Origin of the sequence: Paenochrobactrum glaciei, assembly GCF_039522165.1 — a bacterium.
In the GTDB taxonomy this organism is placed as follows: Bacteria; Pseudomonadota; Alphaproteobacteria; order Rhizobiales; family Rhizobiaceae; genus Paenochrobactrum; species Paenochrobactrum glaciei.
The window spans coordinates 639,516-665,356 of record NZ_BAAADE010000001.1 but is presented as its reverse complement, the minus strand read 5'-3'; the positions used below and the strand labels follow the sequence as shown (position 1 = coordinate 665,356).

21 protein-coding genes are annotated in these 25,841 nt (G+C 48.9%); 12 read left to right on the top strand and 9 right to left on the bottom strand.

Annotated elements, in window-relative coordinates; genetic code table 11:
- Positions 1–18: 18 nt before the first annotated feature.
- The 3 genes from ABDZ76_RS03205 to ABDZ76_RS03195 form a co-directional block, all read right to left on the bottom strand.
- Positions 19–795 carry a TIGR02186 family protein gene (locus ABDZ76_RS03205; protein ID WP_343802992.1) on the bottom strand — a complete coding sequence of 259 codons (777 nt, stop codon included), beginning with the start codon at positions 793–795 and terminating at the stop codon, positions 19–21.
- Positions 796–851: 56 nt separating this feature from the next.
- Entirely contained in the window at positions 852–1,769 is a 918-nt protein-coding gene (locus ABDZ76_RS03200) for a sulfite exporter TauE/SafE family protein (protein WP_374844523.1), read from the bottom strand.
- 203 nt (positions 1,770–1,972) lie between these two features.
- The gene (locus tag ABDZ76_RS03195) at positions 1,973–5,155 is read right to left on the bottom strand and encodes a peptidoglycan-binding protein (RefSeq protein WP_343801218.1); all 3,183 of its coding nucleotides are present in this window, start codon (positions 5,153–5,155) and stop codon (positions 1,973–1,975) included.
- A gap of 256 nt (positions 5,156–5,411) precedes the next feature.
- Between ABDZ76_RS03195 and ABDZ76_RS03190 the strand changes: the two genes are divergently transcribed.
- From ABDZ76_RS03190 to ABDZ76_RS03180, 3 genes are all read left to right on the top strand, one after another.
- Positions 5,412–5,855: a c-type cytochrome gene (locus tag ABDZ76_RS03190; RefSeq protein WP_343801215.1), complete on the top strand. Its 444-nt coding sequence runs from the start codon at positions 5,412–5,414 to the stop codon at positions 5,853–5,855.
- 185 nt (positions 5,856–6,040) lie between these two features.
- Complete coding sequence (locus tag ABDZ76_RS03185) at positions 6,041–6,691, top strand: S24 family peptidase (RefSeq protein WP_343801212.1); 651 nt, start codon at positions 6,041–6,043, stop codon at positions 6,689–6,691.
- A complete protein-coding gene (locus tag ABDZ76_RS03180) occupies positions 6,691–7,536 on the top strand; it encodes a thermonuclease family protein (protein ID WP_343801209.1) in 846 nt (281 codons plus the stop codon). Before ABDZ76_RS03185 ends, ABDZ76_RS03180 begins: the two co-directional genes overlap by 1 nt.
- 56 nt (positions 7,537–7,592) lie before the next feature.
- Here the strand turns inward: ABDZ76_RS03180 and ABDZ76_RS03175 are convergent, their stop codons facing one another.
- A complete protein-coding gene (locus ABDZ76_RS03175) occupies positions 7,593–9,248 on the bottom strand; it encodes a lysine--tRNA ligase (protein WP_343801206.1) in 1,656 nt (551 codons plus the stop codon).
- Positions 9,249–9,547: 299 nt separating this feature from the next.
- Here ABDZ76_RS03175 and ABDZ76_RS03170 point away from each other — a divergent pair, with 299 nt between their 5' ends.
- The gene (locus ABDZ76_RS03170) at positions 9,548–9,961 is read left to right on the top strand and encodes a tellurite resistance TerB family protein (protein ID WP_343801203.1); all 414 of its coding nucleotides are present in this window, start codon (positions 9,548–9,550) and stop codon (positions 9,959–9,961) included.
- A gap of 6 nt (positions 9,962–9,967) precedes the next feature.
- Here the strand turns inward: ABDZ76_RS03170 and ABDZ76_RS03165 are convergent, their stop codons facing one another.
- Complete coding sequence (locus tag ABDZ76_RS03165) at positions 9,968–10,798, bottom strand: transporter substrate-binding domain-containing protein (protein ID WP_343801199.1); 831 nt, start codon at positions 10,796–10,798, stop codon at positions 9,968–9,970.
- 316 nt (positions 10,799–11,114) lie between these two features.
- Here ABDZ76_RS03165 and ABDZ76_RS03160 point away from each other — a divergent pair, with 316 nt between their 5' ends.
- Positions 11,115–13,073, top strand: coding sequence for a glycosyltransferase family 2 protein (locus ABDZ76_RS03160; RefSeq protein WP_343801196.1), 1,959 nt, complete (start codon positions 11,115–11,117; stop codon positions 13,071–13,073).
- Here ABDZ76_RS03160 and ppk2 read toward each other — a convergent pair.
- Entirely contained in the window at positions 12,986–13,915 is a 930-nt protein-coding gene (gene ppk2 / locus ABDZ76_RS03155) for a polyphosphate kinase 2 (RefSeq protein WP_374844553.1), read from the bottom strand. The genes ABDZ76_RS03160 and ppk2 overlap by 88 nt on opposite strands.
- 249 nt (positions 13,916–14,164) lie before the next feature.
- Here ppk2 and ABDZ76_RS03150 point away from each other — a divergent pair, with 249 nt between their 5' ends.
- Positions 14,165–15,439, top strand: a complete 1,275-nt coding sequence (locus ABDZ76_RS03150) for an ATP-binding protein (RefSeq protein WP_343801190.1) — start codon at positions 14,165–14,167, stop codon at positions 15,437–15,439.
- Between the two features lie 56 nt (positions 15,440–15,495).
- Here the strand turns inward: ABDZ76_RS03150 and ABDZ76_RS03145 are convergent, their stop codons facing one another.
- A complete protein-coding gene (locus tag ABDZ76_RS03145; protein WP_343801187.1) occupies positions 15,496–16,467 on the bottom strand; it encodes a GNAT family N-acetyltransferase in 972 nt (323 codons plus the stop codon).
- 274 nt (positions 16,468–16,741) lie between these two features.
- Here ABDZ76_RS03145 and ABDZ76_RS03140 point away from each other — a divergent pair, with 274 nt between their 5' ends.
- On the top strand, positions 16,742–17,737 hold the full coding sequence (locus tag ABDZ76_RS03140) for a glycosyltransferase family 2 protein (protein ID WP_343801184.1): 996 nt from the start codon (positions 16,742–16,744) through the stop codon (positions 17,735–17,737).
- A gap of 2 nt (positions 17,738–17,739) precedes the next feature.
- Here the strand turns inward: ABDZ76_RS03140 and ABDZ76_RS03135 are convergent, their stop codons facing one another.
- Positions 17,740–19,014: an oligosaccharide flippase family protein gene (locus tag ABDZ76_RS03135; RefSeq protein ID WP_343801181.1), complete on the bottom strand. Its 1,275-nt coding sequence runs from the start codon at positions 19,012–19,014 to the stop codon at positions 17,740–17,742.
- Positions 19,015–19,169: 155 nt separating this feature from the next.
- On the opposite strand from ABDZ76_RS03135, the gene ABDZ76_RS03130 reads away from it, so the two are divergent.
- The 3 genes from ABDZ76_RS03130 to ABDZ76_RS03120 are packed head-to-tail and all read left to right on the top strand — an operon-like array spanning position 19,170 to position 22,350.
- Entirely contained in the window at positions 19,170–19,979 is an 810-nt protein-coding gene (locus tag ABDZ76_RS03130) for a polysaccharide deacetylase family protein (RefSeq protein WP_343801178.1), read from the top strand.
- Positions 19,976–21,211, top strand: coding sequence for a glycosyltransferase family 4 protein (locus tag ABDZ76_RS03125; protein ID WP_343801175.1), 1,236 nt, complete (start codon positions 19,976–19,978; stop codon positions 21,209–21,211). Before ABDZ76_RS03130 ends, ABDZ76_RS03125 begins: the two co-directional genes overlap by 4 nt.
- 11 nt (positions 21,212–21,222) lie before the next feature.
- Positions 21,223–22,350, top strand: a complete 1,128-nt coding sequence (locus ABDZ76_RS03120) for a glycosyltransferase family 4 protein (RefSeq protein ID WP_343801172.1) — start codon at positions 21,223–21,225, stop codon at positions 22,348–22,350.
- Positions 22,351–22,407: 57 nt separating this feature from the next.
- On the opposite strand, the gene ABDZ76_RS03115 is transcribed toward ABDZ76_RS03120, so the two are convergent.
- On the bottom strand, positions 22,408–22,983 hold the full coding sequence (locus ABDZ76_RS03115) for a GcrA family cell cycle regulator (protein ID WP_343801169.1): 576 nt from the start codon (positions 22,981–22,983) through the stop codon (positions 22,408–22,410).
- 716 nt (positions 22,984–23,699) lie between these two features.
- Here ABDZ76_RS03115 and ABDZ76_RS03110 point away from each other — a divergent pair.
- Together ABDZ76_RS03110 and argF are read left to right on the top strand one after the other, a co-directional pair.
- Positions 23,700–24,905, top strand: a complete 1,206-nt coding sequence (locus ABDZ76_RS03110) for an aspartate aminotransferase family protein (RefSeq protein ID WP_343801166.1) — start codon at positions 23,700–23,702, stop codon at positions 24,903–24,905.
- 4 nt (positions 24,906–24,909) lie between these two features.
- Positions 24,910–25,836 (top strand): ornithine carbamoyltransferase, encoded by a 927-nt coding sequence (gene argF, locus ABDZ76_RS03105; protein ID WP_343801163.1) that lies wholly within the window; start codon positions 24,910–24,912, stop codon positions 25,834–25,836.
- The last annotated feature ends 5 nt before the right edge of the window (positions 25,837–25,841 follow it).

The following is a 25,841-nucleotide window of genomic DNA, read 5'->3' as shown; positions in this document are numbered from 1 at the left end:
CTGATTTTATCTTTTCAATCAGTCTTTCTTGAACAGAATACGTCCGAACCAACCGGTAAACATTGCTAAGAAAACAGCAAATAAACCATACCAGAGGCTGTGCTTGTGCGCGGCCTCATAAACGCTTTGCTCAAAACCAGCTTTGACAATTTCTAAACCTGCATTGGCTTCACGCAAGAAAACACCATTGCGAAACAGCAGGGCGCGTGCTTTGTGACGGCCAACAGGCACGTTGGCTGGCAATGCAAGGGTCGCTCTAAAAAGAGTGCGCGAGATAAATTCAACGCCACCAATGCGCTGGGTATAAAGCCCCTGACGGGTTTTAATGGCACGTAACTCATCGCTGAAAATAGGAATATTGCCCGAAAGACTATTAGGGTCCTCCGGTGCCATATAGAAATTACTGGTGCCTACTGAAAGCTGCCGATAGGTTTTCGGGTCGGTAATATCTTGCAGATTACGCGTTGAGGCGAGCGAATAAGAGAGCGGAACGCCCAAGAATGTTTCGGAGGCCGCGTTGATCCACACACCTAAATGGCGCTCTTTTTTGCGCACGACCAGATCACGCGAGGGGCCTTGCAGCACGACAATAATATCGTAGCGCCCTTGGCGCTGAATGAGCGGATCGGCATTATCGAGTGCGCCAAAAATCGTGAGATTGGTGCCGCTGAAGTTTGATGTCAGCGCGATTGTTTCGGTGGATAGGCCGATCTCGACCGTTTCGGCAGCCGGAGTTTGTAAATGCGGTAGACCGAATGCTGTTTCCGGCTCAATGGCCTGTGCTGCACTTGCCATTAAGCTCAAAATAAGTGCGGTATAAGGGATGATGTGAGAGAATCGCCACTGCATGATCATAAGTCCGCAATGGAAATTGAGAAGAGATTATCCGGTTGGATGAAGAGGTCATAACCAAGCCGTAAAGCCACCGCGAGCACCATCAGAGCAAGCAGCAGGCGCAATTGTTCGCCGCGTAATTTTTGACCGGCTCTTGCGCCATATTGTGCGCCAATCACGCCGCCGACCATCAGCAAAAAGGCAAGCACTATATCAACTGACTGGTTGGTGGTCGCTTGCATGACGGTGGTGAACGCAGTGACAAAAGTGATCTGAAACAGCGATGTGCCAACAACCACATTGGTGGGGACGCGCAAGATATAAATGAGCGCCGGTACCATGATAAAGCCGCCACCGACACCCATCACGGATGATAAAAGGCCGATGAAAAAGCCGATACCCAGCACCGGAATAATACTGACATAGATCATTGATGCGCGGAAACGCATCTTAAACGGCAGACGGTGGATCCAGTTATGATGGCCGGACTTCCGAACGGGTGCAGCACCCGATTTATTGCGGCGCAAGGTCTTCCAGCTTTCGACCAACATCAAGCCGCCGACGGTGCCGAGAAAGAACACATATAGAATGGAAACGATCAGATCGAGCTGACCAAGATCACGCAGCCACGAGAAAACATAAATACCGATCAGTGAGCCGATTAAGCCGCCAATCACCAGCAAAGTGCCAAGTTTGATATCTAGCGTGCGCCGTTTGAAATGCACTAAAGCACCCGATACGGAAGAGGCGATGACCTGATTTGCGCCGGTCGCAACGGCTATAGCGGGTGGAATATTATAGAAGATCAGAAGAGGGGTGATGAGAAAGCCGCCGCCGACCCCGAAAAGGCCTGACAAAAAACCGACCGCTGCCCCCATGCCCAACAAAACGAACATGTTGACCGACAGTTCCGCAATGGGAAGATAAATACCCAATTCCGATTCCGGTTTTGTGGCGCAATGACAGCTTCGTCTTACGGCTCGCGCTTGGCCGCAACACCTTGATCCATAATCAAATGTCTTGCGCCCTCATGGGTGTAATGTCAAACATCTATTGAATATAAGGTTACCAGACATGATCACTGTTGTAATCATGTCATGGTTTTATAGATAATAACCTGAAAAGCCGCAAGTTTGCGTTACTTATTATGATCAAGTAACAGTTTAACCAGCTGCGGATTGACTTCGCCGGTTGGTTCTTCACCATTGGCTTGCTGGAACATCTTGATAGCGGAGCGGGTTTTATCACCCATCAGCCCGTCGGCAGTACCAATATCATAACCGTTCTTCTTCAAAATCAGCTGAATATTGCGAACGGCTTTTTTCATGTCGACCGATGCTGTCTGTACAGGATTTTCATCCACCCAGCTGTCTGGAATGGTGACGGAATTAGCTGTCTGGTCGAGTTCTTTCGGCTTCCAGAGTGCAACCTTGCCTTCAGCCTGTTTCAGGCGTTCGCTACCCAAAACTTTGGCAACCTGGTCGCGTTTTTCAGCTGCATCTTTGTCGCCGGACTGCGCCGCCAGTGCAAACCATTTATAGCTTTCTTCCAGATCAAGCTTGGTGCCCATACCTTGCGCATAAAGAATGCCCAGATTGTACTGGCTGTCTTTCACATCCAGTTCGGCAGCTTTTTCAAACCATTTGATAGCTTCTTTATTATCAGGAGCATTGTCGCCGCCAGTAGCATAAAGCACAGCCAGATTGTGCATGGCGCTGGCATTGCCTTTTTCGGCAGACTTTAAATACCAATGTTTGGCTTTGTCGATATTACGCGGAATACCAAGGCCTTTTTCGTTCAAATTGCCGTAGCGATATTGTGCCGGAGCAAAGCCGCGTGCGGCTGCTGCTGCATAAAATGTAGCGGCTTTGGTTAAATCTGCCTGTGTGCCGACACCGTCAGTATAGCGATTGCCGATTTCAAACAGTGCCATTGCATCACCGCCAGCCGCGGCTTTGCGCAAGGCGCTCGGGCCAGCTTCGGCAGTCATTTCAGGTAAGGCTGTCATAACGGTCGGGTCAGCTGCAGGTGCACTGCTTGCAACCGTTTCAGAAGCAGCCATTTCAAGCTTTGACGCAGGGTTTGAAGGTGCAGTTGCTTCTATCAGTGCTGTTTCAGTTTTTTCTTCTGCAACAGGGGAGGTTACAGCCACAACAGGTGCTTTTTCAGTCTCTGCGATCTCTGCAACTTTGTTGCTCTCAATCAGATCTTCAACTGTGGTGTCAGAATTAGCCATTTGTGGCTGCGGAGCAACCAGTGACTTATTGAAGTAGATTTCGCCGGCCTGCAAAGCTGCCAGTGCCATCATAATTGCGCCAATGCCTAAGAAAATAGGCTTGCGCTGACGGGCAATAAGCTGCGTGAAAGAAGACTTCTTCGGCGCTTTTTCTTGACCTTTTTCGGATTGTTCTTCCGCGCTGATGCGCTCGGCTTCCTGAACGGCTGTTTGTGCAGCAGTGCGGGCAGCAGCGATAACATCGCTCTTAAGATCTTTTTCCTGACGCAGGCTTGAGGTTAAACCCGGTTCGCCGCGCACCCGTTTCATGATGGCGTTCAGATCAGGCAGTTCTGTTGATCTTTGAATAACCGGCAGGTCGCGGGTGACACTTACCTCAGAAAGATCAGAAGAAACGGTTGCGCTTGGCTCTTTGGTCGCGCTTAAAAGCGGCTTGGCGGCTGGTGCGGCCTGTTTAGGGGCTTCTACAGTTGGTTTTACTGTTTCTGCCGCAGGTTTGACACGTGGTTTGGTGGCTGGTGCAGCAACGGGTGCCGCCACAGCAGCAGCTGTCAGGCTCGGTGCTTTATGCTGTTCTTCCAAAGCGCTCAGGCGGTCAACAACCTTTTGCAAAGTTGAATGAACAGTATCGAAGCTTTTGACATTGCGCTCGTCATTGCTGCGTGCAAGCTTTTCCAGCGCGCGCATGTCTTCTGCCAGCTCTTTCACCAGACTTGTATCATATTGATGAGCTTGGGCTGCAAATTTTTCCATCGCGGCTTCAGCGGCTTTGCGTGCGATGTCCAGCGTATCTTCACGCGTTTTAAGAACAGCTGTTTCAATCTGTTCAAGGCGTGGCGTCAGATTTTTGATGAGCGGATGATGATCTTGCGGTGCACTCAATTGTTTTGCAATTGATGCAATCTGCGCTTCCAGACTTTGCATCATGTCATGATTGCTGGAAGGCTGCGAGAACTGCTCATCAAGGCGCAACACAAGCGCATCGAAGCGCTGATCGAGGGCGGCAAAAACTGCTTCCTGCGGCATGCTAAAACGGGATTCAACCGTATTCAGCTGACGGGTAATATCATCAAGGCGTGTGTTGACCTTTTCCAGCTCAAGTGCCGGGCCGCTTTCCAATGCACGGTCGATATAGGTGGCAATCAGGCGGATTTGCTTGGCCAGCGTATCGATCTGCTGCAATGGCAGGGAACTATTATCACTTAAGAAATCAATGCGCTGCGAAAGCTCTGCCATGCGTGACAGCACTTCCTGCGAAACGGCTTCTGCACGGCGGATTTCTTCGATGTCTGGACGTTTCATATTGCCGGCAAGGATTGCACGGCTGATTTCATCCAGGCGTTCATCCAGCACCGGCGGGATAGCATATTCATCCTTCTGGCCGATCATGTGTTCGATCGACTGCGCTAAGCCGCTGATGCGGTCTTCAAGCGGCTGAATGGACACGGCCTGCATTTGCGGCATGGCATCAATAGCACGGCGCACATCATCCAAACGGTCGCTGATGGAGTTCAGTTCGGGAAACTCCGCTTCCGCTTTTTGATTTTGGCTCTGCTCAAAAGCTTCAAATTTTTCGTCAAACTGGTCCCAGCGGTGGTTCAATTTGCGCAGTGATTCCTCACGCGCCATTGTTTGCATCATCCGCTTCAGGGCTTCCAACTCGTCTTGCAGGTGTTCTGCTGTCTCACGTGCATGGCGCAAAGATGTATCGTCGCCGTTTGTTTCAGCATTTTGTGCGGTTAAAATATCAACACTGCTTTCAATGCGCGCCAGCTCTTCGTCAAAGGTTAAATCAGCTTTTGGCAATGGTGCAGAAAATTTGCGCGGCATCGGCTTTTCAGCGCTGGCGGCAATCTGACTGTCAAGCGAGGCGGTAATATCGGCCAGGCTCATGCGCGGCTCGGCACGTGACGGCAATTCAGCTTCTAAGAAATCTGACTTTGAAGCAGCCGGAACCGGCTGCGCTTCCGTCATTTCTTTCAATCTCTGCTCGAGTGTTTCCAGTGTTTTATGCAGCTCATCCATCGGCGCATTATGGGCACGACGCATATTCAGATCTTGTAAAGGTGAACGTGTATTGGTCATGACATATGCCGCTTTTCAAATAACAAGAGTGCCGAACCACAAGCGCCGAAGCACAGAAAACTATGGATGTGACGCGCCCACTTTCTTACAAATATGGTAAATAACTGGTTAAACCTTTGGTTAATTTATTGCTTTATTTGTACATAAAGCCGTTAAACGCTGCCTTTTCAGGTTAAAGAATTATTTTGCCATATAGTTACCATGATTGATCTGTGCATGATGTGGGCTGGTTGGTTAAGCATATCATGAGGGGATAATGGGTAAGTTTAATGCCGCTCTTTTAGTGGCTGTTGTGCTCGGCGTGGCTGCTATTTTGGGTTGGAAATTTGTTGGCAATAACGGGCAAGCTAATCAAACTGCCAATCAGGCTGAGGGCGCAGGGCGACCTCTGGTGGCGGTGACCGTGCCGGAAAAATTCACAATGCAGGCTCGATTGGGTGAAGACGCCTTTAATGAGACTTGTGCTGCCTGTCATGGCAATAATGCCGCCGGTACGGAAGTGGGGCCGCCACTGGTGCATAAGGTTTATGAACCTTCACATCACTCTGACTATGCTTTTTACATTGCTGCCACCAATGGCGTGCGCGCGCATCATTGGAAGTTTGGTGATATGCCACCGCAGCCGGATGTTTCCGAAAAGGATCTGGTGAATATCGTGGCTTATGTGCGTGAGCTACAGCGCGCTAACGGTATTTATTAAAGGGAGCGGCTCATCGGGTACGGCAAGCTGAATGGCTATGCCTCTCGTGGCATGGGAAAATATCCTTAAGGCGAATGGTTTCCATACCCCTGTCAGTTTGAACACCTTGCAATATTAGCTGAAATTAGGTAGTTTATCCTTATAAAATTCATCTATGGGTAATTAATCCTTTTAAGGTTGCCGACATGTTTTCGCATGACAGTGTTTGGGCCGCTATAGACGCGCTGGCTGAACGATATTCTTTGAGCCCGTCCGGCTTGGCACGACGCGCCGGACTTGATCCGACTGCATTTAATAAATCCAAACGCCATGCCGCGGACGGCAGAGCCCGTTGGCCATCAACGGAATCTTTGTCAAAGGTGATTGAAGCGACCGGCTCCAGCTTTGAAGAATTCAGCAAGCTGATGAGCGGCAAAAGCTCGCTGCATCCGAGTGACTTTTTAGAGCAGCCGCGCTCTATCCCGCTGCTTGGTATGGCTGAGGCCGGGGCTGGCGGCTTTTTTGATGATGCAGGTTTTCCCGCTGGACAAGGCTGGGATGTGGTGGAGTTTCCGGCAGCGCCTGAGGAAACTGTTTATGCACTGGAAGTGTCTGGGGATTCCATGCTGCCGCTTTACCGCGATGGCGACACATTGATTGTCTCGCCGAATGCATCCGTGCGCCGCGGTGACCGTGTGGTGGTTAAAACCAAAGAAGGGGAGGTGATGGCAAAGATTTTGCAGCGCCAGACCCCACGCAATATTGAATTATTGTCGGTTAATCCGGAACATCCTAACCGCACATTTGAATCGCATCAGATCGAGTGGATCGCGCGCGTTGTATGGGCAAGTCAGTAATGGCTATTTCTTATAAACAAGCCGTGCCTGCCTGTCTGGCAACACTGACCGGTGCAGCATTGGCGGCCGTGTTTATTGCGCCTTTTTATGGCGCATTGGAGCCGGTGATCGCTGATACGGCAGACGGACAATCGGTCATCATTGAAGATTTTGATTATACCGAGCCTGAAAAGAACAGCGGGCAGGATCAGCCTGCTACTGAGATTGAAGAGGCTGAAGCAACGTCTGAACCGGATAATGCGCCTGAGAAAACATCAGAGCCTGCCTTACCAGAAACCACGCCCGCTGAAGATGAAGGTGCTTTAGCTGAAGCAGAACGGGCAGCCAATCTGGTGCCTGAAGATCAGCCTATGCAAATGGTGCATGGGGCGATTGTTGTTGCCGCTGGTCGCGTGGAGGGCAGTGGCCGTGTCATCACCTTGGATGATATTGTTGTGACGGAAGTGAATGAGCAATGCCGTGGTGACAATCTGATGTCGTGGAATTGTGGCATCCATGCCCGCACGGCTTTTCGTTCATGGCTTGGCAGCAAGACGCTAAATTGCCGCTTGCCGCAGGATGATAGTCTGGGCATTCCGGTAACAACCGATTGCGAGCGTGGATCAGAAAATGCTGCACTTTGGCTGGTGCGCAATGGCTGGGTCAAGGCCGTTGAAACGGGTGCTTATGCGGAACTTGGCAAAGAAGCAGAAAATGCCAAACGCGGCATTTGGGGTAATAAGCCGGTTTCGATGATGCCGGAGCTATTGCCTTTACCGCAGCCAAGCATGCAGATACCACCTGCTATCCCGAGTAATAATAATGAACGACCGGTAGGGTATTTTCCGCCTGCACCACAAAATTAAGTTATAAAAAAGCCGCTGATTATCTCAGCGGCTTTTTTTATTTCTAAACGAAGCTGTTAAACGAGTTCGCCAGCCAGCGCTTTGTTGATCAGTGCGCGGGTTTCTTCAATGCCGTAAAGTGCAATGAAAGAACCAAAGCGTGGGCCCCGTTCTTGGCCGATCAGCACTTCATAGAGCATCTGGAAGAAGGAAACCGAAACACCTGGGCCACCTTCAGGGCTCTTCTTGGTATGATCCTGATAGCGCTCAATCGCGCGGGCAACATCGAGAATAGCGTTTTGAATGGCGCTTCCATCGGCCTGTGCATCAATCTGGCCAAGCTTGGCTTCAACTTGTGCCAAAGCATCACGCTCAACATCATCCGGCGCACGGAATTTCTTCGTTGGTTTGACGAAGTCGTTGAAGTAACGCAGCGCATAGCCAACCAAAGCATCCAGTTCCGGATTGGTGGCGGCTGTGACACCTTCGGCGTAACGCGAAATGAAGCCCCAGAGCACATCACTGTTTTCAGCGTTTGAAGCGCTGACCAGATTAAGCAACAGTGCAAACGGCACTGGCATGTTGACCTTTGGCGGATTGCCGCTGTGCTGATGCCAGACAGGATTGTTCAGACGCTCTTTCCAGGACTGACGCTCATAGGCGGAAAGATAAGTGAAATATTCATCAACCGCTTTTGGGATCACATCAAAGTAAAGACGCTTTGCAGTCTTTGGCTTCTGGAACATGTAAAGACCGAGGCTTTCGGTTGGCGCATAGGTCAACCATTCGTCAATGGAAATACCATTGCCCTTGGACTTGGAAATTTTTTGTCCCAATTCATCCAGAAACAGTTCATAGACGAAGTGTTCCGGCGCACGGCCACCAAGGATTTCACAAATACGGTCATAAACAACAGCATTGGTCTGGTGGTCTTTACCAAACATTTCAAAATCAACGCCAAGTGCCGCCCAACGCATGCCGAAGTCCGGCTTCCATTGAAGCTTCACATGGCCGCCGGTAACAGGCAATGTAGTTTCTTCACCATTTTCATCATCAAAGGTGATGGTGCCGTTTTTCGCATCGACATGCTTCATCGGCACATAAAGGACACGACCGGAGATTGGTGAGATTGGCAGGAACGGGCTGTAGGTTGCCTGACGTTCTTCACCAAGGGTCGGCAGCATTACATTCATGATGTCGTCGAAGCGTTCAGCTGCAAGAAGCAGAACTTCGTCGAAACGGCCGTTCTTATAATATTCGGTGGCACTTGCGAATTCGTAATCGAAGCCGAAAGTGTCGAGGAAGCGGCACAGCATCGCATTATTATGGTCGGCAAACGTCTTGTATTCGCTGCCAAACGGGTTTGGCACGGCAGACAAAGGCTTGTGCAGATGCGGCTCCAAAAATGTGCGGTCAGGCACATTGTCAGGAATTTTGCGCATGCCGTCCATATCATCGGAGAAGCATAAAAGCTTGGTTTTGACCTTATCTTCGGTCAGCACGCGAAAGGCATTGCGCACCATTGTTGTGCGCGCCACTTCGCCAAATGTGCCGATATGCGGCAGGCCGGACGGGCCGTAACCGGTCTCAAACAGAACCGTTTCGGGCAGTCCCGTTTTCTCGTACCGTTTGAGTATTTTTCGCGCCTCCTCAAATGGCCACGCTTTGGCTTCCGCAGCCGCCGCGGTCAATTCCGGGGTCAGCATAATTTCGGGAAGGCGGTGCGTAGTCATGAGGATTTTCCTAAAGTTAAAGGGTAGCGAAAAATACCGCTGCCAAACATAAAAAGACGGCTCACCCAGAGCCGTTCTCCTATGCTCTATTGCTGCGGCGGGTTTACGTCAATCATATTAGCGCGTTTTAAGCAGTAATCGCAGCATTGTTGTGGTTTCTTTGCAGCAATCACATGATGATTATATTGTCAGGCTTTGTTAAATTTCAACAGATTACCGCTTGCGCAGTTGTGCTGCCCTGCCTAACCTTCAAAAATCAATCGGTTTAAGCTGATTCATTTATATTGCAGGAGCTGTCAATGCCGCAAATTTCGCCTCAGGATGCCCTTGTTTATATTATGGTGCTGACATCAGCCGCCGATACGCAGATGACCGATGCCGAGTTGGACTCTATTGGCAATGTGGTTACGCGACTGCCGGTTTTTACAGGTTTTGATAAAGAGCGCGTTGTGGCTCTGGCCGAAGATTGTTATAATCTCCTTGCCGATGAAGACGGTTTGGAGAAAATTCTGGATCTTGCTCATGATGCTCTGCCACCTAGATTATATGATACGGCCTATGCTCTGGCGGTAGAAATCGCCGCTGCTGATCTGCATGTTGAGCAGGAAGAGCTTGTTTTGCTGCAAATGCTGCGTGATCGATGGGATCTTGATGAACTCACGGTCGCCGCTATTGAGCGCAGCGCACGCGTGCGCTTTCGCAAGCTCGACTAAAACCTGTCAGTGAAAACCAATCGGAAAATGGCGCATATAAATTTCATTTAATGCGCCTTTTTTCTCTAATGCCGCTAAAGCATAATTAAAGGCGCGGGTGAGGCGCTGATTATTGGCGCTGACGGCAATTGTCATCTGGTTGTCAGCCAATTGCGGTGCATAATAAGGCTCTGCAATAAAATGGCAGCATTGATTGCTGTCACTATTTTCAAGCATGAAAGATAGAGCAAGGCCATCATCAAAAATGGCGGCGATATCTTGTGCTTGCAGCGCTTTCAGCATGGCTTCGCGATCATCAAAATTTTCAGTTTTAATATCGGGGAAATATTGCGCGAAAACTTTGGCATGTTTACTGTCAGCAAGAATGCCAACAGGTTTTTCGAACGCATTTTTTGTGATTTTTGTGTCACTTTTTACCGCATTGAGAGCGATAAAGCGTGCCGGAAACTTCAAATAGGGACGCGAAAAACTATAGGTCTGACGATTGTCTGCGGATGGAACGAGGCCGGCAATTATTGCTTCCCCGTCGCCTTTATCAAGGGCTTTTTGTAATTCATTCCATGGCAGAGCTTCAATCTGGCAGATATTTTCCAGTTTCAATTCGCGGCATAAAGCGCGTGCCAAATCGATATTATAACCGGTTAGCTGGCCCTGAGCATTCATGGAATTAAAGGGGGTAAAATCGGTTGTGGTCAGAAAACGCAAACGTGTCAGGCCGGTCAGATCAGTTGGTTTTTGTTTGATCGGGTTATTAATAAATTGCGGCTGTGCAGGTGCGGCAAAAGCTTGCCCGAAAAAAGTGCTACTGATTACTAAAAACATTGCAAAAATGCGCATAACGGCACCTCATTCAGTCTATAATGAAAAAGAATTATTTATTTTTTCTTTAAAGAATATCAAAAAAATATTGATTAATCGTCACGCAGCTTTCACGAATTCCGATTACTTAATATAAATCAGAACCTTGGATATGAAAACGTATTTATTACCAATACGCTTCTTATTAAAAAGGATATATTGTGAAATGTATAGTTTTGTGTAAGCCTCAGTATTGATTGCGAAGTTTTAGCTAATTTTATGTCTATAATTTCGCTTTTGAGTATAGTTTGATGATTGTAGAGGTCTCATGATTATTTGTGCGGGGGGCACTTGATTGAGAGCAGACAGGGTTAATCAGGATTACTTTAATTTATTTTGCAATCTCAGTGCGCGCCTTGAGCAATATGGTGTTGCCCGCAACGATATTAAAAAAGCTTATGTGAGGGCGGGAAATGATCCTGCCCTGTTTTTTAATGAAGCTCACTGCTCGGGTGTGGCCAGTGAAACTATTTTATTTGGCGTGGTGGCAGATTATCTGAACCTGCCTTTTCGTGACCGTGTCACATCATGCCGTGTGATTGATGATAAAAGCCGGGTTCCGGCCGAATTGAGCTTCATACAGCACGCTTTGGTGCTGGATGCACAAAACAAGGTTCTGCTTTATCTGTCTCCTTCGATGGAGCACATGACCACACTCAAATATTATTTAAGCACCAACCCATCCTTGAATTTTAAGATCGCTATTTGCCCGCCATCAGTTATTCAACTGTTGGACAGACGCAGTAAAAAGCATGAATTGGCTCGTAAAGCTGTCACCATGACACCGGCTAAATTTTCCAGCCGACGTGTGTTGGACACGCGTCAGGCCTTTATCATTGCTTTTTCTGTCAGTCTGCTTGCTTTTCTTTTTTTTAACTTTCTTTGGCCGACACTATTTGCCTTTCACATTTTTCTAAGCTGCTTCTTTTTTACATGTGTTGGCATTCGGTTATTGGCAGCAATGTCGGCGCAGCGTTTACCAAAACTACAACAGACATTGCCGCTTCCATCTGACCTGCCGAATTACACGGTTTTGGTGCCGCTTTACAAAGAATCGGATGTTATTCCGCAATTGCTGGACGCATTGAGCAATTTGCACTGGCCACGCGGACGGCTAGATATCAAAATCATTTGCGAAGCTGATGATCGTGAAACTCTGCGGATCCTTGGCTATTTTAAACTGCCGCCGTTTATGGAAGTGGTGCGGGTGCCCAATGTCGGCCCGCGCACCAAGCCAAAGGCTTTAAACTATGCGCTGCAATTTGCGCGCGGTGAGTTTGTGGCGGTTTTTGATGCGGAAGATCGCCCGCACCCGCTGCAATTACTGGATGCCTGGGCGGCTTTTCAAAAGGGTGGTGAGCAGCTTGCCTGTGTGCAAGCGCCACTCATTATCGGCAATTTCCGTAATAATTTCCTGACCCGTTTATTTTCGTTTGAATATACCGGCCTGTTTCGCGGGCTTTTACCATGGATGGCACGCCATGATCTGGTAATGCCGCTTGGCGGTACATCCAACCATATGCGGCGTTCCGCGTTGGAAAAAGTCGGTGGCTGGGATGCTTATAATGTGACAGAAGATGCCGATCTCGGTGTTCGTCTGGCACGTTTTGGTTATAGTATTAAAACGATAACCCATGGCACGATTGAAGATGCGCCGGAGAATTTTCCGGATTGGTACAAGCAGCGCACCCGTTGGATGAAAGGCTGGATGCAAACGAGCCTTGTTCATTTGCGTAAACCGACCGAAACCAGTCGTCAGCTTGGCTTCAAGCGATTTATTATCAGTCAGGTTTATATGCTGGGGCTGATTATCTCGGCGCTGTTCCATCCGCTGATGTTGATGACCATGATCTTTCTGGTGGTCTCTGCCTTTTTCTCACCGTTTGAAGTGCGCCATGTGATGCTGCTCACCATTGATATGATGAATATCGTCATGGCTTATGTGAGCTATTATTTGCTGAGTGCAAGGGCTGCGGAAAAGAGCGAGATGGATGGTTATCCTTATCTGCTCGGAATTGTGCCTTACTGGATGATGATTTCTCTGGCCACATGGCGGGCGCTGTTGCAGCTGATGAGGGAGCCTTTCCTCTGGGAAAAGACCCCTCATTTCAGAAGCAGCAATGCGTCACAAATATTGGTCAGTGAGGCTCTTTATCAAAATGCCGTTTACTTGGAGGATGCCAAAAATGCGGTGCCTGCGCCAATGATATTGGTGTCTTCTTCACCGATTGCCTCAAGGTCGCGCCCTTCATAAGGCAATGACAATAACACACGGCGGATTGCGGCCAGCCGCGCCCGCCGTTTGTCATTGGAGCGTACAATTGTCCAAGGTGCATGTTTGGTGCTGGTGCGCTCGATCATCACATGGCAGGCATCGGAATAATCCTGCCAACGGGTAATGCCAGCCACATCAATCGGCGAAAATTTCCAATCTTTAAGTGGACTGTGGCGGCGTTCATGAAAGCGCTTTAGTTGCATTTCCTGCCCGATATCCAGCCAGAATTTGAAGAAATGAATGCCATCGGCGACGACCATTTTCTCCAGATCAGGTGCTTCAATCAAAAAAGTTTCAAGCTGTTGCGGCGTGCAGAAATCCATCACCACTTCAACGCCGGCGCGGTTATACCATGAGCGGTCAAAGGTGACGAACTCGGCCGATGTTGGAAAATGCGCCACATAACGCTGAAAATACCATTGGCCGTTTTCTGTTTCGGTGGGTTTGGTCAGCGCCACATTGCGCGCGGTACGCGGGTTCATAAATTCACGCAGGGTGAAAATTGTGCCGCCTTTACCGGCTGCATCGCGCCCTTCAAACAAGCAAATGACGCGCCCGCCGCTTGCCTGCAACCAATATTGCATTTTAACGAGTTCGATTTGGAGCCGTTCCAGGGTTTCTTTATATTCTTTGGACTGCATCTGATCGGGATATGGATAGCCGCCGGAGGCAAGAGCGTTTTCCTCAATCCAGGCCGGTAATTCCGGATTGTCGATATCAAACTCGCGCTCTACACCGGCAATGGTAAGTTTGATTGGTTCCAGCTTCGGATGTCTGGAAAAACTGCCCGTCTGTGCGGCTTTATCACTGGCCAATGCAATATCCTCTCGATTGCGCTTGATGATTGATCTTATTAAGCTTTATTACGTTTGAAAAGTGCTTGAGTAATCAAAGTGTCATAGTCTTTAACTATGTTTAAGGCCATGATTTGTCAGGCAGATGAATGTTGTCAGCGGTGCCAAGCAATCATGCATGCGGCCTTGTTTTGACGTAACGGTTTTATATATTGATGCTGATCATCCCCTGTGGCTTGAAATGTTTTAAAGCCCTGCTTTTTGCGAGGAAAATGAATGAACAATCATGATGAGCAGGGGATCTGGTCAGCTTTGATGAAATTTTGGCAGCAAGGTCGCCTTTATCTGATTTTCGCAGTCGTCGTGCTGGCTTTTGTTTTCTGGCTAGTCTGGCCGCCACTGGTGCTTTATCTCTTGCTGCTCAGCGTCATTCTGGCTTTGACATTGGTGGTTTCGCCACCTGCTCCACCTGAAATTACCCGAAAAAAAACCACCAAGCGCAAAGGCGCTTTGGCTGACATCGGTGCAGAAAAAATTGCTGGTTTGCTAAGTGATCCGCTGGTAATTTTTGATCGCTCCGGTTCGGTGATCTATACCAATCCGGCAGCACAGGCGGCATTTCCTTCCATGGAAATAGAAACCATCGTGTTTTTACGTTTTCGCGCACCGGAAATGCTGCATATGCTGCATGAGGTGGTTGAAGATGGTCAGCCGCGCAGCATTGATTATTTCGAGCGATTGCCGATTGAAAGCTGGTACAAAGCCGTTCTGATGCCGCTTGAGGCGGGGCGTGATGATTTATTTATGCTGATTTTTCGCGACCAGACCGAAGCGCGCCGTATTGACCGCATGCGCTCGGATTTTGTCGCCAATGCCAGCCATGAATTGCGCACACCGCTTGCCTCGTTGCGCGGGTTTATTGAAACCTTGCAAGGGCCGGCACGTGAAGATGTCAAAGCGCGTGACCGTTTTCTGGAGATCATGCAAAAACAGGCCGACCGCATGTCGCGTTTGATTGACGACTTGTTGTCTTTATCACGGCTTGAAACACGGCCTAATGTCGGCACAGAAGACAAGGTTGATTTAGGCGCTATATTACATCATGTCACCGACAGTCTGGTGCCGATGGCCGAGGCGCAGGGCGTGGTGATTGAGCATGATTTTCATGATGAACCTGTCTATGTGGCAGGGTCGCGTGATGAGCTAATCCAGCTTTTTCAAAACCTGATTGAAAATGGCTGCAAATATGGTGAAAGTGGCAAGAAGCTTATTGTTAGCCTTAAAAAACATGGGGTTCCTTCGCCGGATGAGGCGATTATCTCGGTGCAGGACTTTGGCGCAGGCATTGCTGCTGAACATTTGCCGCGTCTGACGGAGCGGTTCTATCGCATTAATGCAGAAACGGGTGATGCCAAAAAAGGTACTGGACTGGGCTTGGCCATCGTCAAACACATTATCACCCGTCACCGCGGCAAGATGAATGTGCGATCTGAGATTGGCAAAGGCACTACTTTTATTGTGCGTTTACCGCTTTTTTGCGTGAAATCGTGAGGTGTTGCGCGTTTTTCAGATGAAGAAACGCGTTAAAAAAGACAGTGGTTCTATTTTTACTTTGATGGTTTGACGAGGCGTAAAAGCCTCCATTTGAGCGGACGAATTGCCTGCCATATCCGTGTTGATCGCAAACCGGTCAGCAGTGATTGTGCGCTTAAAGCGAGACGGCCTTTGAGGGTGAGAGCGGCTTTATAATCGTGCAAAACCCGCACACCGTCGCACATATTGACCTTCCATGCTTCATTGCCAACGCCAAGGTCAAGAATGTCGAAACCGTGTTTGTGTAAATCCTGCATGACCAGATAATGCAGCACCATGCCGGGTGAATATTTTGACCAATGTCCGGCTTCATTTGAAATCATCATGCCAAAATATGTTTTGCCATCCAGCAAGCCCCAAAGGGTTGCGATGATCTCGCCATTCATTAACAGGGCAGCCAGATGCAGGCTCTGCGCTTGGCCGAAATAATCCGTAGCTTGTTCAAAGAACTGCTGTTTTTCTGGATGTTCCTGAAAACCCGGCACATTGGTTTCGACAAAACGGCGCTGCTTTTGTGCAATCAAGGCCGCAATGAATGCGCGGCGTTCTTCGTCGCTCTCCGCAATTTTAAACTCAAATCCGCCCATGCGCAGTAAGTTGCGGTAGCGCTGCTTGGTGTTTTTAATCCGGTGCAGGCTTTTTTCGAGTTGCGGCCAGGGTTGGTTAAGGGTGGAAAAATGACCCGCCTCGGCGTGACTATGCGAGGCAATCAGAAACAGCGGATTAAGTTCATTGCCCACCCATTGCGGCATTTTTTGAAAATCAATTATATCGACAGGTGGAAGTTTGCTGCAAATTTCTTTGATTAAATTCAGTATCTGCGCTTTTGACCATGTTGAAAAATCATCAAATAAAATCGGCGCATTATAATCGCAGACATCATGATCGGTGAAGGTTAGCGTGCTGATGCCGCGCTGTTGGCTAAGGGCAAGCGGCAGAAAGAGCAGTGGCTCATTACTGGCCTTATAAATTTCCACCAGCAGCATTTGGCAATCACTGCGCGCACCATAGCTTTTTGCCCAGGCTTGGAGAAAGGCCTTGCTTTGAAAAATGTAACTTTGTGCTTTATTGCTTTCGTTCAACCCCCCTTGCGGCCACAAAGGAGAGAGCGCCTCAGGGTCGGAAATGATTTTTATTATGTAAGGGCTCATCCCAGTCATGGCTGAATACCAATCAAAGCTTCAGTTAATTGCGTTTGGCTGTAGCACAATTCATGACATATGGTTAGATGAATAGTCGGGTTTCAATGCAGAGGCAAAAGTGACTATTTCAGTCATCATCAAAACCTTAAATGAAGAGCAGAATATTGCAGGCTGTATTGAGGCGGTGCTGACGCATGGGGCTGGATTAGTCAGCGAAATTATCGTGGCTGATAGTGGCTCAAGCGATCAGACCATTGCAATAGCCAAACAGTTTCCGGTGATGATTGTGCAAATCAGGCCACCTGCCAAAGCTGGTTGCGGGGCAGGTGCGCAGCTTGGCTATCAATATGCAAATGGTGATTTTATCTGTCTGCTTGATGGTGACATGGAGCTGGCACCTGATTTTTTAAATGAAGCGCTAGGCTTTTTAAAAAGTCATCCGCAATTGGCGGGTGTGACCGGCCATGTGATGGAGAAAAACGTCAGCAGTCTGGAATATCAGCGCCGCGCAAAACGTCAAAGAATTGAAAATCCGGCAGGGATGATTGATCGCATGAATGGCGGCGGACTTTACCGGCGTGAAAGCCTGCAATCTGCTGGCTATCTTGCTGATCGTAATCTGCATGCTTACGAAGAGCTGGATTTAGGTTTGCGGCTTGCGCAACATGGCTGGCAATTGCACCGGCTGGATATGCCTTTTGTCGGCCATTCAGGCCATAGCACAAATGCTTATTCTTTGCTGAAACGACGCTGGAAATCGGGTTATTTGCAAGGCAGCGGCGAAATTTTGCGCGCGGCTTTAAACGGCAATTATGTTGGCCAGCTTTTCAAAACATTGCCGGAACTGAAACTCTGGGTGTTGGTTTATGGCTGGTGGCTTGCCATTATCACGGCTTTAGCGGCTGCCTACATGAATGTTCATTTTTTGTGGGTGGCAGCTGTTGTGGTTTTTGCGCCTGTCTTGCTGATGACGTTCAAACAGAAAAGCTTGGCGATGGGGCTTTATTCGGTGGTGGCATGGGTTTTCCATGCCGCAGCATTGCCTTTTGGTTTTTTCAAAAAGCGCACTGCACCACAAAGCTTTATTGAAAGCACTATTTTGAAAGAGCCATGATTTTAAGACTGGCGGACAGTTTTAAGCAGGCAAATCCATGACGCAATGGCTAAGGCCAGATCAATCACATAAAAGGCGGCAAATGTGCCTTGCGGCGGATAAGCCCATGTCGCTAAAGCCAGCAAGGCACCGCCAAAAATATTGGCACCATTGAGAATGGCCGAGCGATAGCCATGTTTGCCTGCCGCACCCAATGTTTCAATCGGCACCGCCCAAAGCGCGAAAAACACATTCGTCCAGCATAAAATACGCGAATATTGCACCAATGTGTCGTAATCGGAGCCAAACAAATAGGGCAGCACTGGTGCAAAAATGAAAATGCTTAAAGAGGTGAAAAAGCCGATACCAAGCGCTGCCAGTTGCAGTTTTTTGGTCATAGCATAAGCATTTTGAATGCCCTTGGAGCTTGCAACTGCAAGGCGGGGATAGGCGAGGCGGTTCATCGCTTCAATGCCCATGGTGCTGCTGTCGATGATACGACGCACAATCGCATAAGAACCGACAAAACCGGCAGGCATCAGCGTGCTGAGCATCAGCAAATCGACATTCTGGCGTGCGGTTTTAAACACGAACTGGCTGGCAAAAAGCAGACCAAGACGGATTTCATGGCGGATGATACGATAAACCGGCTTACCCAATCGCCAGATATAACGATAGTAAAACACCATCACGATGACATGGCAGGCAAATTGCCAGACCGCCCATGTGAAAATATCTTCGGTGGTGAAAACCAGACAGGCAACAGCTGCCGTAAACATCCGCGCAAAAGCAAAGCCAACTACCGAAAGGTTGGCCGATTGATATTGACCATGCGCTATATAAATCTGCTCAACCAGCAAGATGAGCCGCACCAGTACAATATTGGTTATCAGCAGCAGCAGAATGGAAAATTCGCTAAAATTGCCCTGAGTGGTGAGCTCAATCCAGAGCGGGAGAACACTCATGCCAAGCAGCACAAGGGCAGCACCTGTTAAAGCAATGAGGCTGAGACAATGGCCGAAGAGGACAGTGTAAACCTGCTTATTTTGGGCAACACGGCGCACCAGAGACTCGGTGGAGCCAAGGCCGCAAATATGGGTGGCAATCGCAGTGATGGCGAGAATAGTGACCAGCAAACCAAAATGCTCAGACCCCAGCGAACGGGCAAGAATGGCAAAGGTCATCAGCTGCGCTACATTGGCGGCGAGCAGGCTGCCGCTTGACGCAGCATAAGAAAGCAACATCTGACCCAATGGGCGTGATGGCTTCTTAACCTTGGCTGATTGATTTTGCCCCAAGCTGAATTCCCTTAATGGCAGTGGCTTTAATTTTTTATATCCTGCTCGCCTCGTGGCAGTGAAGCTTTACTCTTTGTTCTGATCTTGTGGCTTATGATAGTTTTCAACCTATCGTCAATTGGTTCCTTCACGCCTTTCACTATAGCGTTTGTAAAATGGAATGGAATAATGGTCAGGCAGGACGACGCGTGACAAGACAGCTTCTCAATTTTAATGACTGGTCTGACCGGGTTTCAGACCGGATGATGCGTTATTTCCCACGCCGCAGACTGGATGTTCGCTTGGAACAACCGGTTGTGTCTTTTACTTTCGACGATGTGCCGCATTCGGCAGTGCGTAGCGGCGCGACGCTTTTAGAGCGCTATAATGCACGCGGCACTTTTTATATTGCCGGTGGCCTGCAAGATAAGATGCAAGGCGAGATACGGATGTTTTCGCCCGCCGATGTGCAATATCTGGCGCGTGCCGGACATGAAGTGGCGTGCCATAGTTTTTCACATCGCAAAATGAGCAAGCTTTCGCGTGAAATTCTAGAGCGTGATCTGGCGCGCAACAAAGCCTATCTTGATAGTTTGGCGCCGCAGGAAGGTAAGTTCCGCAATTTTGCCTATCCATATAATGCCCCAAAATGGCGGGCACGAAACTTATTGGCTAACCGGTTTAGTTCTTGTCGCGGTAGCGGCAATCAAATTAATCGCGGACGGGTCAACCGTGATTTTTTATATGGTGTGGAAATCGGTGGTGCGGATGCAAAATTCAGCACGCTTTCTTCCTATATTGAAGATGTTGCAAGAAATCCGGGTTGGTTGATTTTCTTCACACATGATGTGGATGATAATCCAAGCCCCTATGGCTGCACGCGGGATTTGTTTGAAAAGCTGGTGGCCTATGCCGCCGAAAAATCCTGCCGCATTCTGCCGGTCAGAGATGCGATGGCTTTGTTGCAGGGACAAAACAGAGAATGAAAAAGGTGCCGCAGACACTTCTTGCGATTAATAATTATTTTTATCGCCGTGGTGGCGCGGAAACTTTATTTTTTGAACATATGCAGCTTTTCGATGATGCTGATTGGCGCTCCATACCTTTTGCCATGCAGCATCCGGAAAATTTGCCCTCTGATTATGCGTCCTATTTCGTGGGCGAAATTGAATATGGCCGCCGTCTCTCCTTGAGCCAAAAACTATCGCAGGCCGCGAAAGTTATTTATTCACGCGAAGCACAGCGCAATATTGAGCGCCTTATCGAAGATGTGCGCCCCGATATTGCGCATGCGCATAATGTTTATCATCATCTCTCTCCGGCCATTTTTCCGGTGCTGAAAAAAGCCGGTATCCCGACCGTAATGACGGCGCATGACCTTAAACTTGCCTGTCCTGCCTATAAAATGCTGAGCCATGATCAGATCTGCGAGCGCTGCAAGGGCGGGCGTATTTATAATGTGGTGCGGCAGCGCTGTATTAAAGATTCCGTAGCGCTTAGTGGTTTGGTGTTTTTAGAAACATTGGTGCATCGAAGCCTTGGCCTTTACCGCGATAATCTGGATCGCATTGTCGTACCAAGCCGGTTTTACCGCGAAAAACTGATTGAATGGGGCTGGCCGGAAGACAAGCTGATTTATATACCGAATTTCGTTGATCTTGATCTGGCGCGTGCGCCTTTAAGGAACAGCGATTATTTTCTTTATGCCGGAAGATTGTCGGAAGAAAAAGGACTGGTAACACTCATTGAAGCGGTGGCGGCGAGTAAACAAAGATTGCTGATTGCCGGCTCCGGCCCCTTGGAGCAGCAGCTTAAACAATTAGTCGCAAAGCTTCAGGCGGATGTCGAATTTGTAGGACATTTGCAAGCGGATCATTTACATCGCACAATCAACGGAGCAACGGCGCTTGTCTTGCCATCGCAATGGTATGAAAATGCGCCGTTGAGTATTTTGGAAGCTTATATTTTGGGGGTGCCGGTCATCGGCAGCAGGATTGGCGGCATACCGGAACTCGTGCGTGTTGGGGAAACTGGCCTGTTGGCAGAGCCTGGCAATGTGCAGGATCTGGCCGAGAAAATCGCGATGATGGCAGGGTTTACCGCGCAAAAACGTGGCTTAATGGCAATTGAGGGAGCGCAGTGGGTGCGTGAGGTTTTTTCAAGCATACAATATAAAAACGCGATGCTTGATCTTTATGCGTCACTTGAAAGCCGCTGATGAGGGCAGATGTGGCGCGTAAACGTATTTTTATGGTTGGTTTGCGGGGCATTCCTGATGTGCAGGGCGGCGTGGAAAAGCATGTCGAAGCTTTAAGCCAGCTATGCACCGATAAAGGCTACGATGTTACGGTTATCGGGCGGCGGAATTACTTAAAGCAAAAAACACTCTATCGCTGGGGCAATGTTTTTGTAGTGCCGCTTTATGCGCCGCGCTCGGAATATCTGGAAGCGATCATCAATAGTTTTGTGGGTGTGTTTTATGCCGCAAAACATAAAGCGGATATTTTGCATATCCATGCTATTGGTCCCGCATTAATGGCGCCATTGGCGCGGGCTCTGGGCTTAAAAGTGGTGGTGACGCATCACGGTTTTGACTATGACCGGCAAAAATGGGGCGCAGTCGCGCGCAAAGTTTTGAAGCTTGGCGAATATATGGGCATGAAATATAGCAATGCCCGCATTGCTGTATCGCGCAATATCACTGCGACGATGCAAAAGCGCTACGACGTTGAGGTGACATATATCCCCAATGGCGTTGCGGTTTTTGAAGGTCGCGCAAATACCGATTATCTGAAGAAATTTCAGCTTACTCCTGACAATTATCTGATCAATGTCGCGCGGATTGTGCCGGAAAAGCGCCAGCTTGATTTAATTAATGCCTATGCGGATTTAAACCGGCCGGACATTCCATTGGTGCTGGTTGGCGGTGGTAATGAACATTCTGATTATTACATGCAAGTGGCCGCGCGTGCCAGTGAAGTGCGTGGTGTGATCATGACTGGTGCTTTAGCGGGAGAAGAGCTCGCCGCTATTTTTTCCAATGCAGGTATGTTTATTTTGCCGTCCAGCCATGAAGGTATGCCGATCGCATTGCTGGAAGCATTGCATTACGACATGCCGGTTTTGGCCAGTGATATTGTAGCCAATAAAGAAATAGGGCTTGAGGATGAGTGCTATTTTCCGCTTGGTGATATTGCGGCACTGACCCGCGCGCTGGAAAGGCAACTCATGGCCGCTAAAACGGCGGCAGGTGATGTTGTAGAGCGCACTAAAGTACAGCAGGATTTCAGCTGGGATCATATCGCTGATCAGACTTGTGCGATTTATGAGAAAATTTTGATGGATAGCAAACAATAAAAAACCACATCAGCGAAGTGCATGATGTGGTTTTTCAATTTGTATTTTTAAGCCAGCTTAGCGGGCGCGACGGCGCTCTGAAGATGGCTGATAAGCAAGCTTGGCGTGATAAGCGCAATAAGGGCTGCTTTCACCGGATTCATGACCGCAGAAGTGAAACTCTTCCGACAATGGATCACCAAGCGGCCATTTGCAGGTGCGCTCGGTCAGCTGCAACAAAGTCAGCTTGCGTGAGATTGGAATAACCACATCGGACGCAGGCTTCATAACCGGTTCGGCAATGGCTGTATCGGCTTCATATTCCATTTGCAGAGCGGCTGCGCCAACTGTCTTGGTGACGGTCGGGCGCACAGGCGCTTGCACATGAATATGAGCTGCTGTTGCTGCCGGTGTTACCGGCGGGGCTGCCGGTCTTGGTGGCGCAGAGGCTGTAACGCTCGGTGCCGGAGCCACTTTTTTGCTGCGCGGGGCAGCTGTGGTGGTTTTCCCGCGTCCTGACAGTTTCAACCGATGCACTTTGCCGATGACCGCATTGCGGCTCACACCGCCAAGCTGTGCAGCGATCTGGCTTGCGCTGAGGCCTTCACTCCACAGTTTTTTCAGAACTTCGACGCGCTCGTCTGTCCAGCTCATCGCCATAGGCTCCAATCGTTATTTGTTAGCCGGAATACATCAGCATGCAACAGGATACATCCTGCCAGCATCGCCATTCACTTCCGGGTGACTAGGTCCGCCTTACGAAATCTAGTTTTACTTAACCTTCAAGTTACAATACTGAGCTCGACCATGACAAGGCTCTCGCCGCTCAGCTGATTTGCTTTTCAGGGTTTTCCCCAGATAGGTTGTCAAGTACTATTTTCGCATAGGCATTTAAAAGTGTTCGTTGCATCACAGCCAGACCACTTCGCCTTGAAGGCGCTGCCGGTCTGACCATGACAATATCTGGTCTATATAGCGATTTAGATGCAAATTGCTATCTCTATGACAAGAATATAACTACAACTAAAGCAGAATGTTGCAAAAAAACCTTATAATTGCGACGAAAATCAGTACCTTTTAGTGCAAGATTGATTGACTTTTTATATCCGGCACCCAATATTCGTTACCTTATTCTGTGGCTGATGTCCGGTGGTTAAAACCGGATCTGTAATCTATGGAAAACTTGTGTAATTGATAGCTTGTCGAATCCGATTTTAAAGTCAATTATGCAAATGCCGCCCGAGGGCGGCTTTTTAGTTTCATCAGCGTGAAAGACGTTGATTTAAACCATGATCTCGGATTGCCATAATGGCCTTTCGGAACTGGATCGTATGTTAAAACCGTTAGAGGCTTATGGAGGCCCTACTCAGATGACCGACGCAACCGTACACCCGCTTTACGAAACCTATAATCGTGCGGCTCTGCGTTTTGAGCGAGGAGAGGGCATTTGGCTGATTACCGATAAGGGTGAGCGCTACCTCGATTTTGCTGCCGGTATTGCGGTCAACGCACTCGGCCATAACCATCCGCATCTGGTGTCAGCACTGAAAGATCAGGCTGACAAATTATGGCATGTATCGAATATTTATGAAGTGCCGGGTCAGGAAAAGCTTGGCAAGCGTCTGACTGAAAATACATTTGCTGACCGTGTTTTCTTCACCAATAGCGGTGCGGAAGCAATCGAATGCGCGATCAAAACCGCGCGTCGTTATCATTTTGTCAATGGCCAGCCGGATCGCTACCGCATTGTGACCTTTGAAGGTGCTTTCCACGGCCGTACATTGGCAACCATTGCCGCTACCGGCCAGGAAAAATATCTGGAAGGTTTTGGCCCTAAAGTTGATGGTTTTGATCAGGTGCCATTTGGCGATGAAAAAGCATTGAAAGCTGCCATCACCAATGAAACTGCCGGTATTTTGCTGGAGCCTGTGCAGGGCGAGGGCGGCTTGCGTCCGTTCACCGATGAAATGCTGCGCGCTATCCGTAAGCTTTGCGACGACAACGGCATTTTGTTGATTTTGGATGAAGTTCAAAGCGGTGTTGGCCGTACAGGCCGTATGTTTGCTCATGAATGGGCAGGCATTACCCCTGACATTATGGCGATTGCCAAGGGCATTGGCGGCGGTTTCCCGCTTGGCGCATGTCTTGCAACGGCTGAAGCCTCCAAGGGTATGACAGCGGGCACTCATGGCACCACCTATGGCGGTAATCCGCTGGCGATGGCTGTGGGCAATGCGGTGCTTGATGTGATGTTGGATGACGAATTTCTGCCGCATGTGCAGAAAATTGCTCTCATTCTGAAGCAGGGCTTTGCTTCTTTGATCGACCGTTTTCCTAATATCGTTTCGGAAGTGCGCGGTCGCGGTCTTTTGATTGGCCTTAAATGCGTTGTGCCAAACACAATGCTGCTGCAGGCCGTGCGTGATGAACATATGCTGGCAGTAACTGCCGGTGATAATGTGCTGCGTCTGCTGCCGCCATTGGTGACAACAGAAGAAGAAGCACGTGAAGCATTGAAGCGTTTAGAAACGGCAGTGGAAAGATTATCTGTCGCAAACCCAGTAAAGACGGCATAAAATCATGATCAGCAAAAACGGCGTAAAACATTTTACAGATTTGGCAGATATCAGCTCTGCCGAATTGCGTATGATCATGGATGATGCGAAGCAGTTGAAAGCCCGCACCAAGGCTGGCGAAATCAATAAGAGCTTGTCCGGCAAAGTGCTGGCGATGATTTTTGAAAAACCATCGACCAGAACGCGCGTGTCTTTTGATGTGGGTATGCGTCAGCTAGGCGGCGAAACCTTGATGCTGACCGGTTCGGAAATGCAGCTTGGCCGCAGCGAGACGATTGCTGATACGGCCAAGGTTCTTTCGCGTTTTGTTGATGCGATTATGATCCGCACCACCTCGCATGACCGCATGCTGGAACTGGCTGAATATGCCACTGTTCCGGTCATCAATGCGCTGACAGATGATACGCACCCTTGTCAGATCATGGCCGACATCCTAACTTATGAAGAACATCGCGGCCCGATTGAAGGCAAAACCTTTGCATGGATGGGCGATGGCAACAACGTCCTTCATTCACTCGTGGAAGGGGCGGCACGTTTTAACTTTAACGTAAACATCGCCACTCCTGAAGGCAGCGAACCAAAGCAACAATATCTGGACTGGGCTTCGCAAAATGGTGCGAAGATCATGTCTACAACCGACGCTTACAAAGCAGCAGCAGGCGCAGATTGCATCGTCACCGACACATGGGTTTCCATGGGGCAGGAAGACAATGCGCGCGGCAACAATGTCTTTATGCCATATCAGGTGAATTCCTATCTGATGGAAAAGGCTGATCCAAAGGCATTGTTTATGCACTGCCTGCCGGCGCATCGCGGTGAAGAAGTCACCGATGAAGTGATCGACGGGCCGCAATCTGTTGTTTTTGACGAAGCGGAAAATCGACTTCACGCACAAAAGGCCATTTTGGCTTGGTGCCTGAAGGGAGAGTAAAAGAA

Bases quoted from the DNA above. Each gene is read 5' to 3' on its own strand.
- ABDZ76_RS03205 (WP_343802992.1), bottom strand. From the start codon at position 795: ATGGCAAGTGCAGCACAGGCCATTGAGCCGGAAACAGCATTCGGTCTA.
- ABDZ76_RS03195 (WP_343801218.1), bottom strand. From the start codon at position 5,155: ATGACCAATACACGTTCACCTTTACAAGATCTGAATATGCGTCGTGCC.
- ABDZ76_RS03190 (WP_343801215.1), top strand. From the start codon at position 5,412: ATGGGTAAGTTTAATGCCGCTCTTTTAGTGGCTGTTGTGCTCGGCGTG.
- ABDZ76_RS03185 (WP_343801212.1), top strand. From the start codon at position 6,041: ATGTTTTCGCATGACAGTGTTTGGGCCGCTATAGACGCGCTGGCTGAA.
- ABDZ76_RS03180 (WP_343801209.1), top strand. From the start codon at position 6,691: ATGGCTATTTCTTATAAACAAGCCGTGCCTGCCTGTCTGGCAACACTG.
- ABDZ76_RS03175 (WP_343801206.1), bottom strand. From the start codon at position 9,248: ATGACTACGCACCGCCTTCCCGAAATTATGCTGACCCCGGAATTGACC.
- ABDZ76_RS03170 (WP_343801203.1), top strand. From the start codon at position 9,548: ATGCCGCAAATTTCGCCTCAGGATGCCCTTGTTTATATTATGGTGCTG.
- ABDZ76_RS03165 (WP_343801199.1), bottom strand. From the start codon at position 10,798: ATGCGCATTTTTGCAATGTTTTTAGTAATCAGTAGCACTTTTTTCGGG.
- ABDZ76_RS03150 (WP_343801190.1), top strand. From the start codon at position 14,165: ATGAACAATCATGATGAGCAGGGGATCTGGTCAGCTTTGATGAAATTT.
- ABDZ76_RS03145 (WP_343801187.1), bottom strand. From the start codon at position 16,467: ATGCTGCTGGTGGAAATTTATAAGGCCAGTAATGAGCCACTGCTCTTT.
- ABDZ76_RS03130 (WP_343801178.1), top strand. From the start codon at position 19,170: ATGGAATGGAATAATGGTCAGGCAGGACGACGCGTGACAAGACAGCTT.
- ABDZ76_RS03125 (WP_343801175.1), top strand. From the start codon at position 19,976: ATGAAAAAGGTGCCGCAGACACTTCTTGCGATTAATAATTATTTTTAT.
- ABDZ76_RS03115 (WP_343801169.1), bottom strand. From the start codon at position 22,983: ATGAGCTGGACAGACGAGCGCGTCGAAGTTCTGAAAAAACTGTGGAGT.
- ABDZ76_RS03110 (WP_343801166.1), top strand. From the start codon at position 23,700: ATGACCGACGCAACCGTACACCCGCTTTACGAAACCTATAATCGTGCG.
- argF (WP_343801163.1), top strand. From the start codon at position 24,910: ATGATCAGCAAAAACGGCGTAAAACATTTTACAGATTTGGCAGATATC.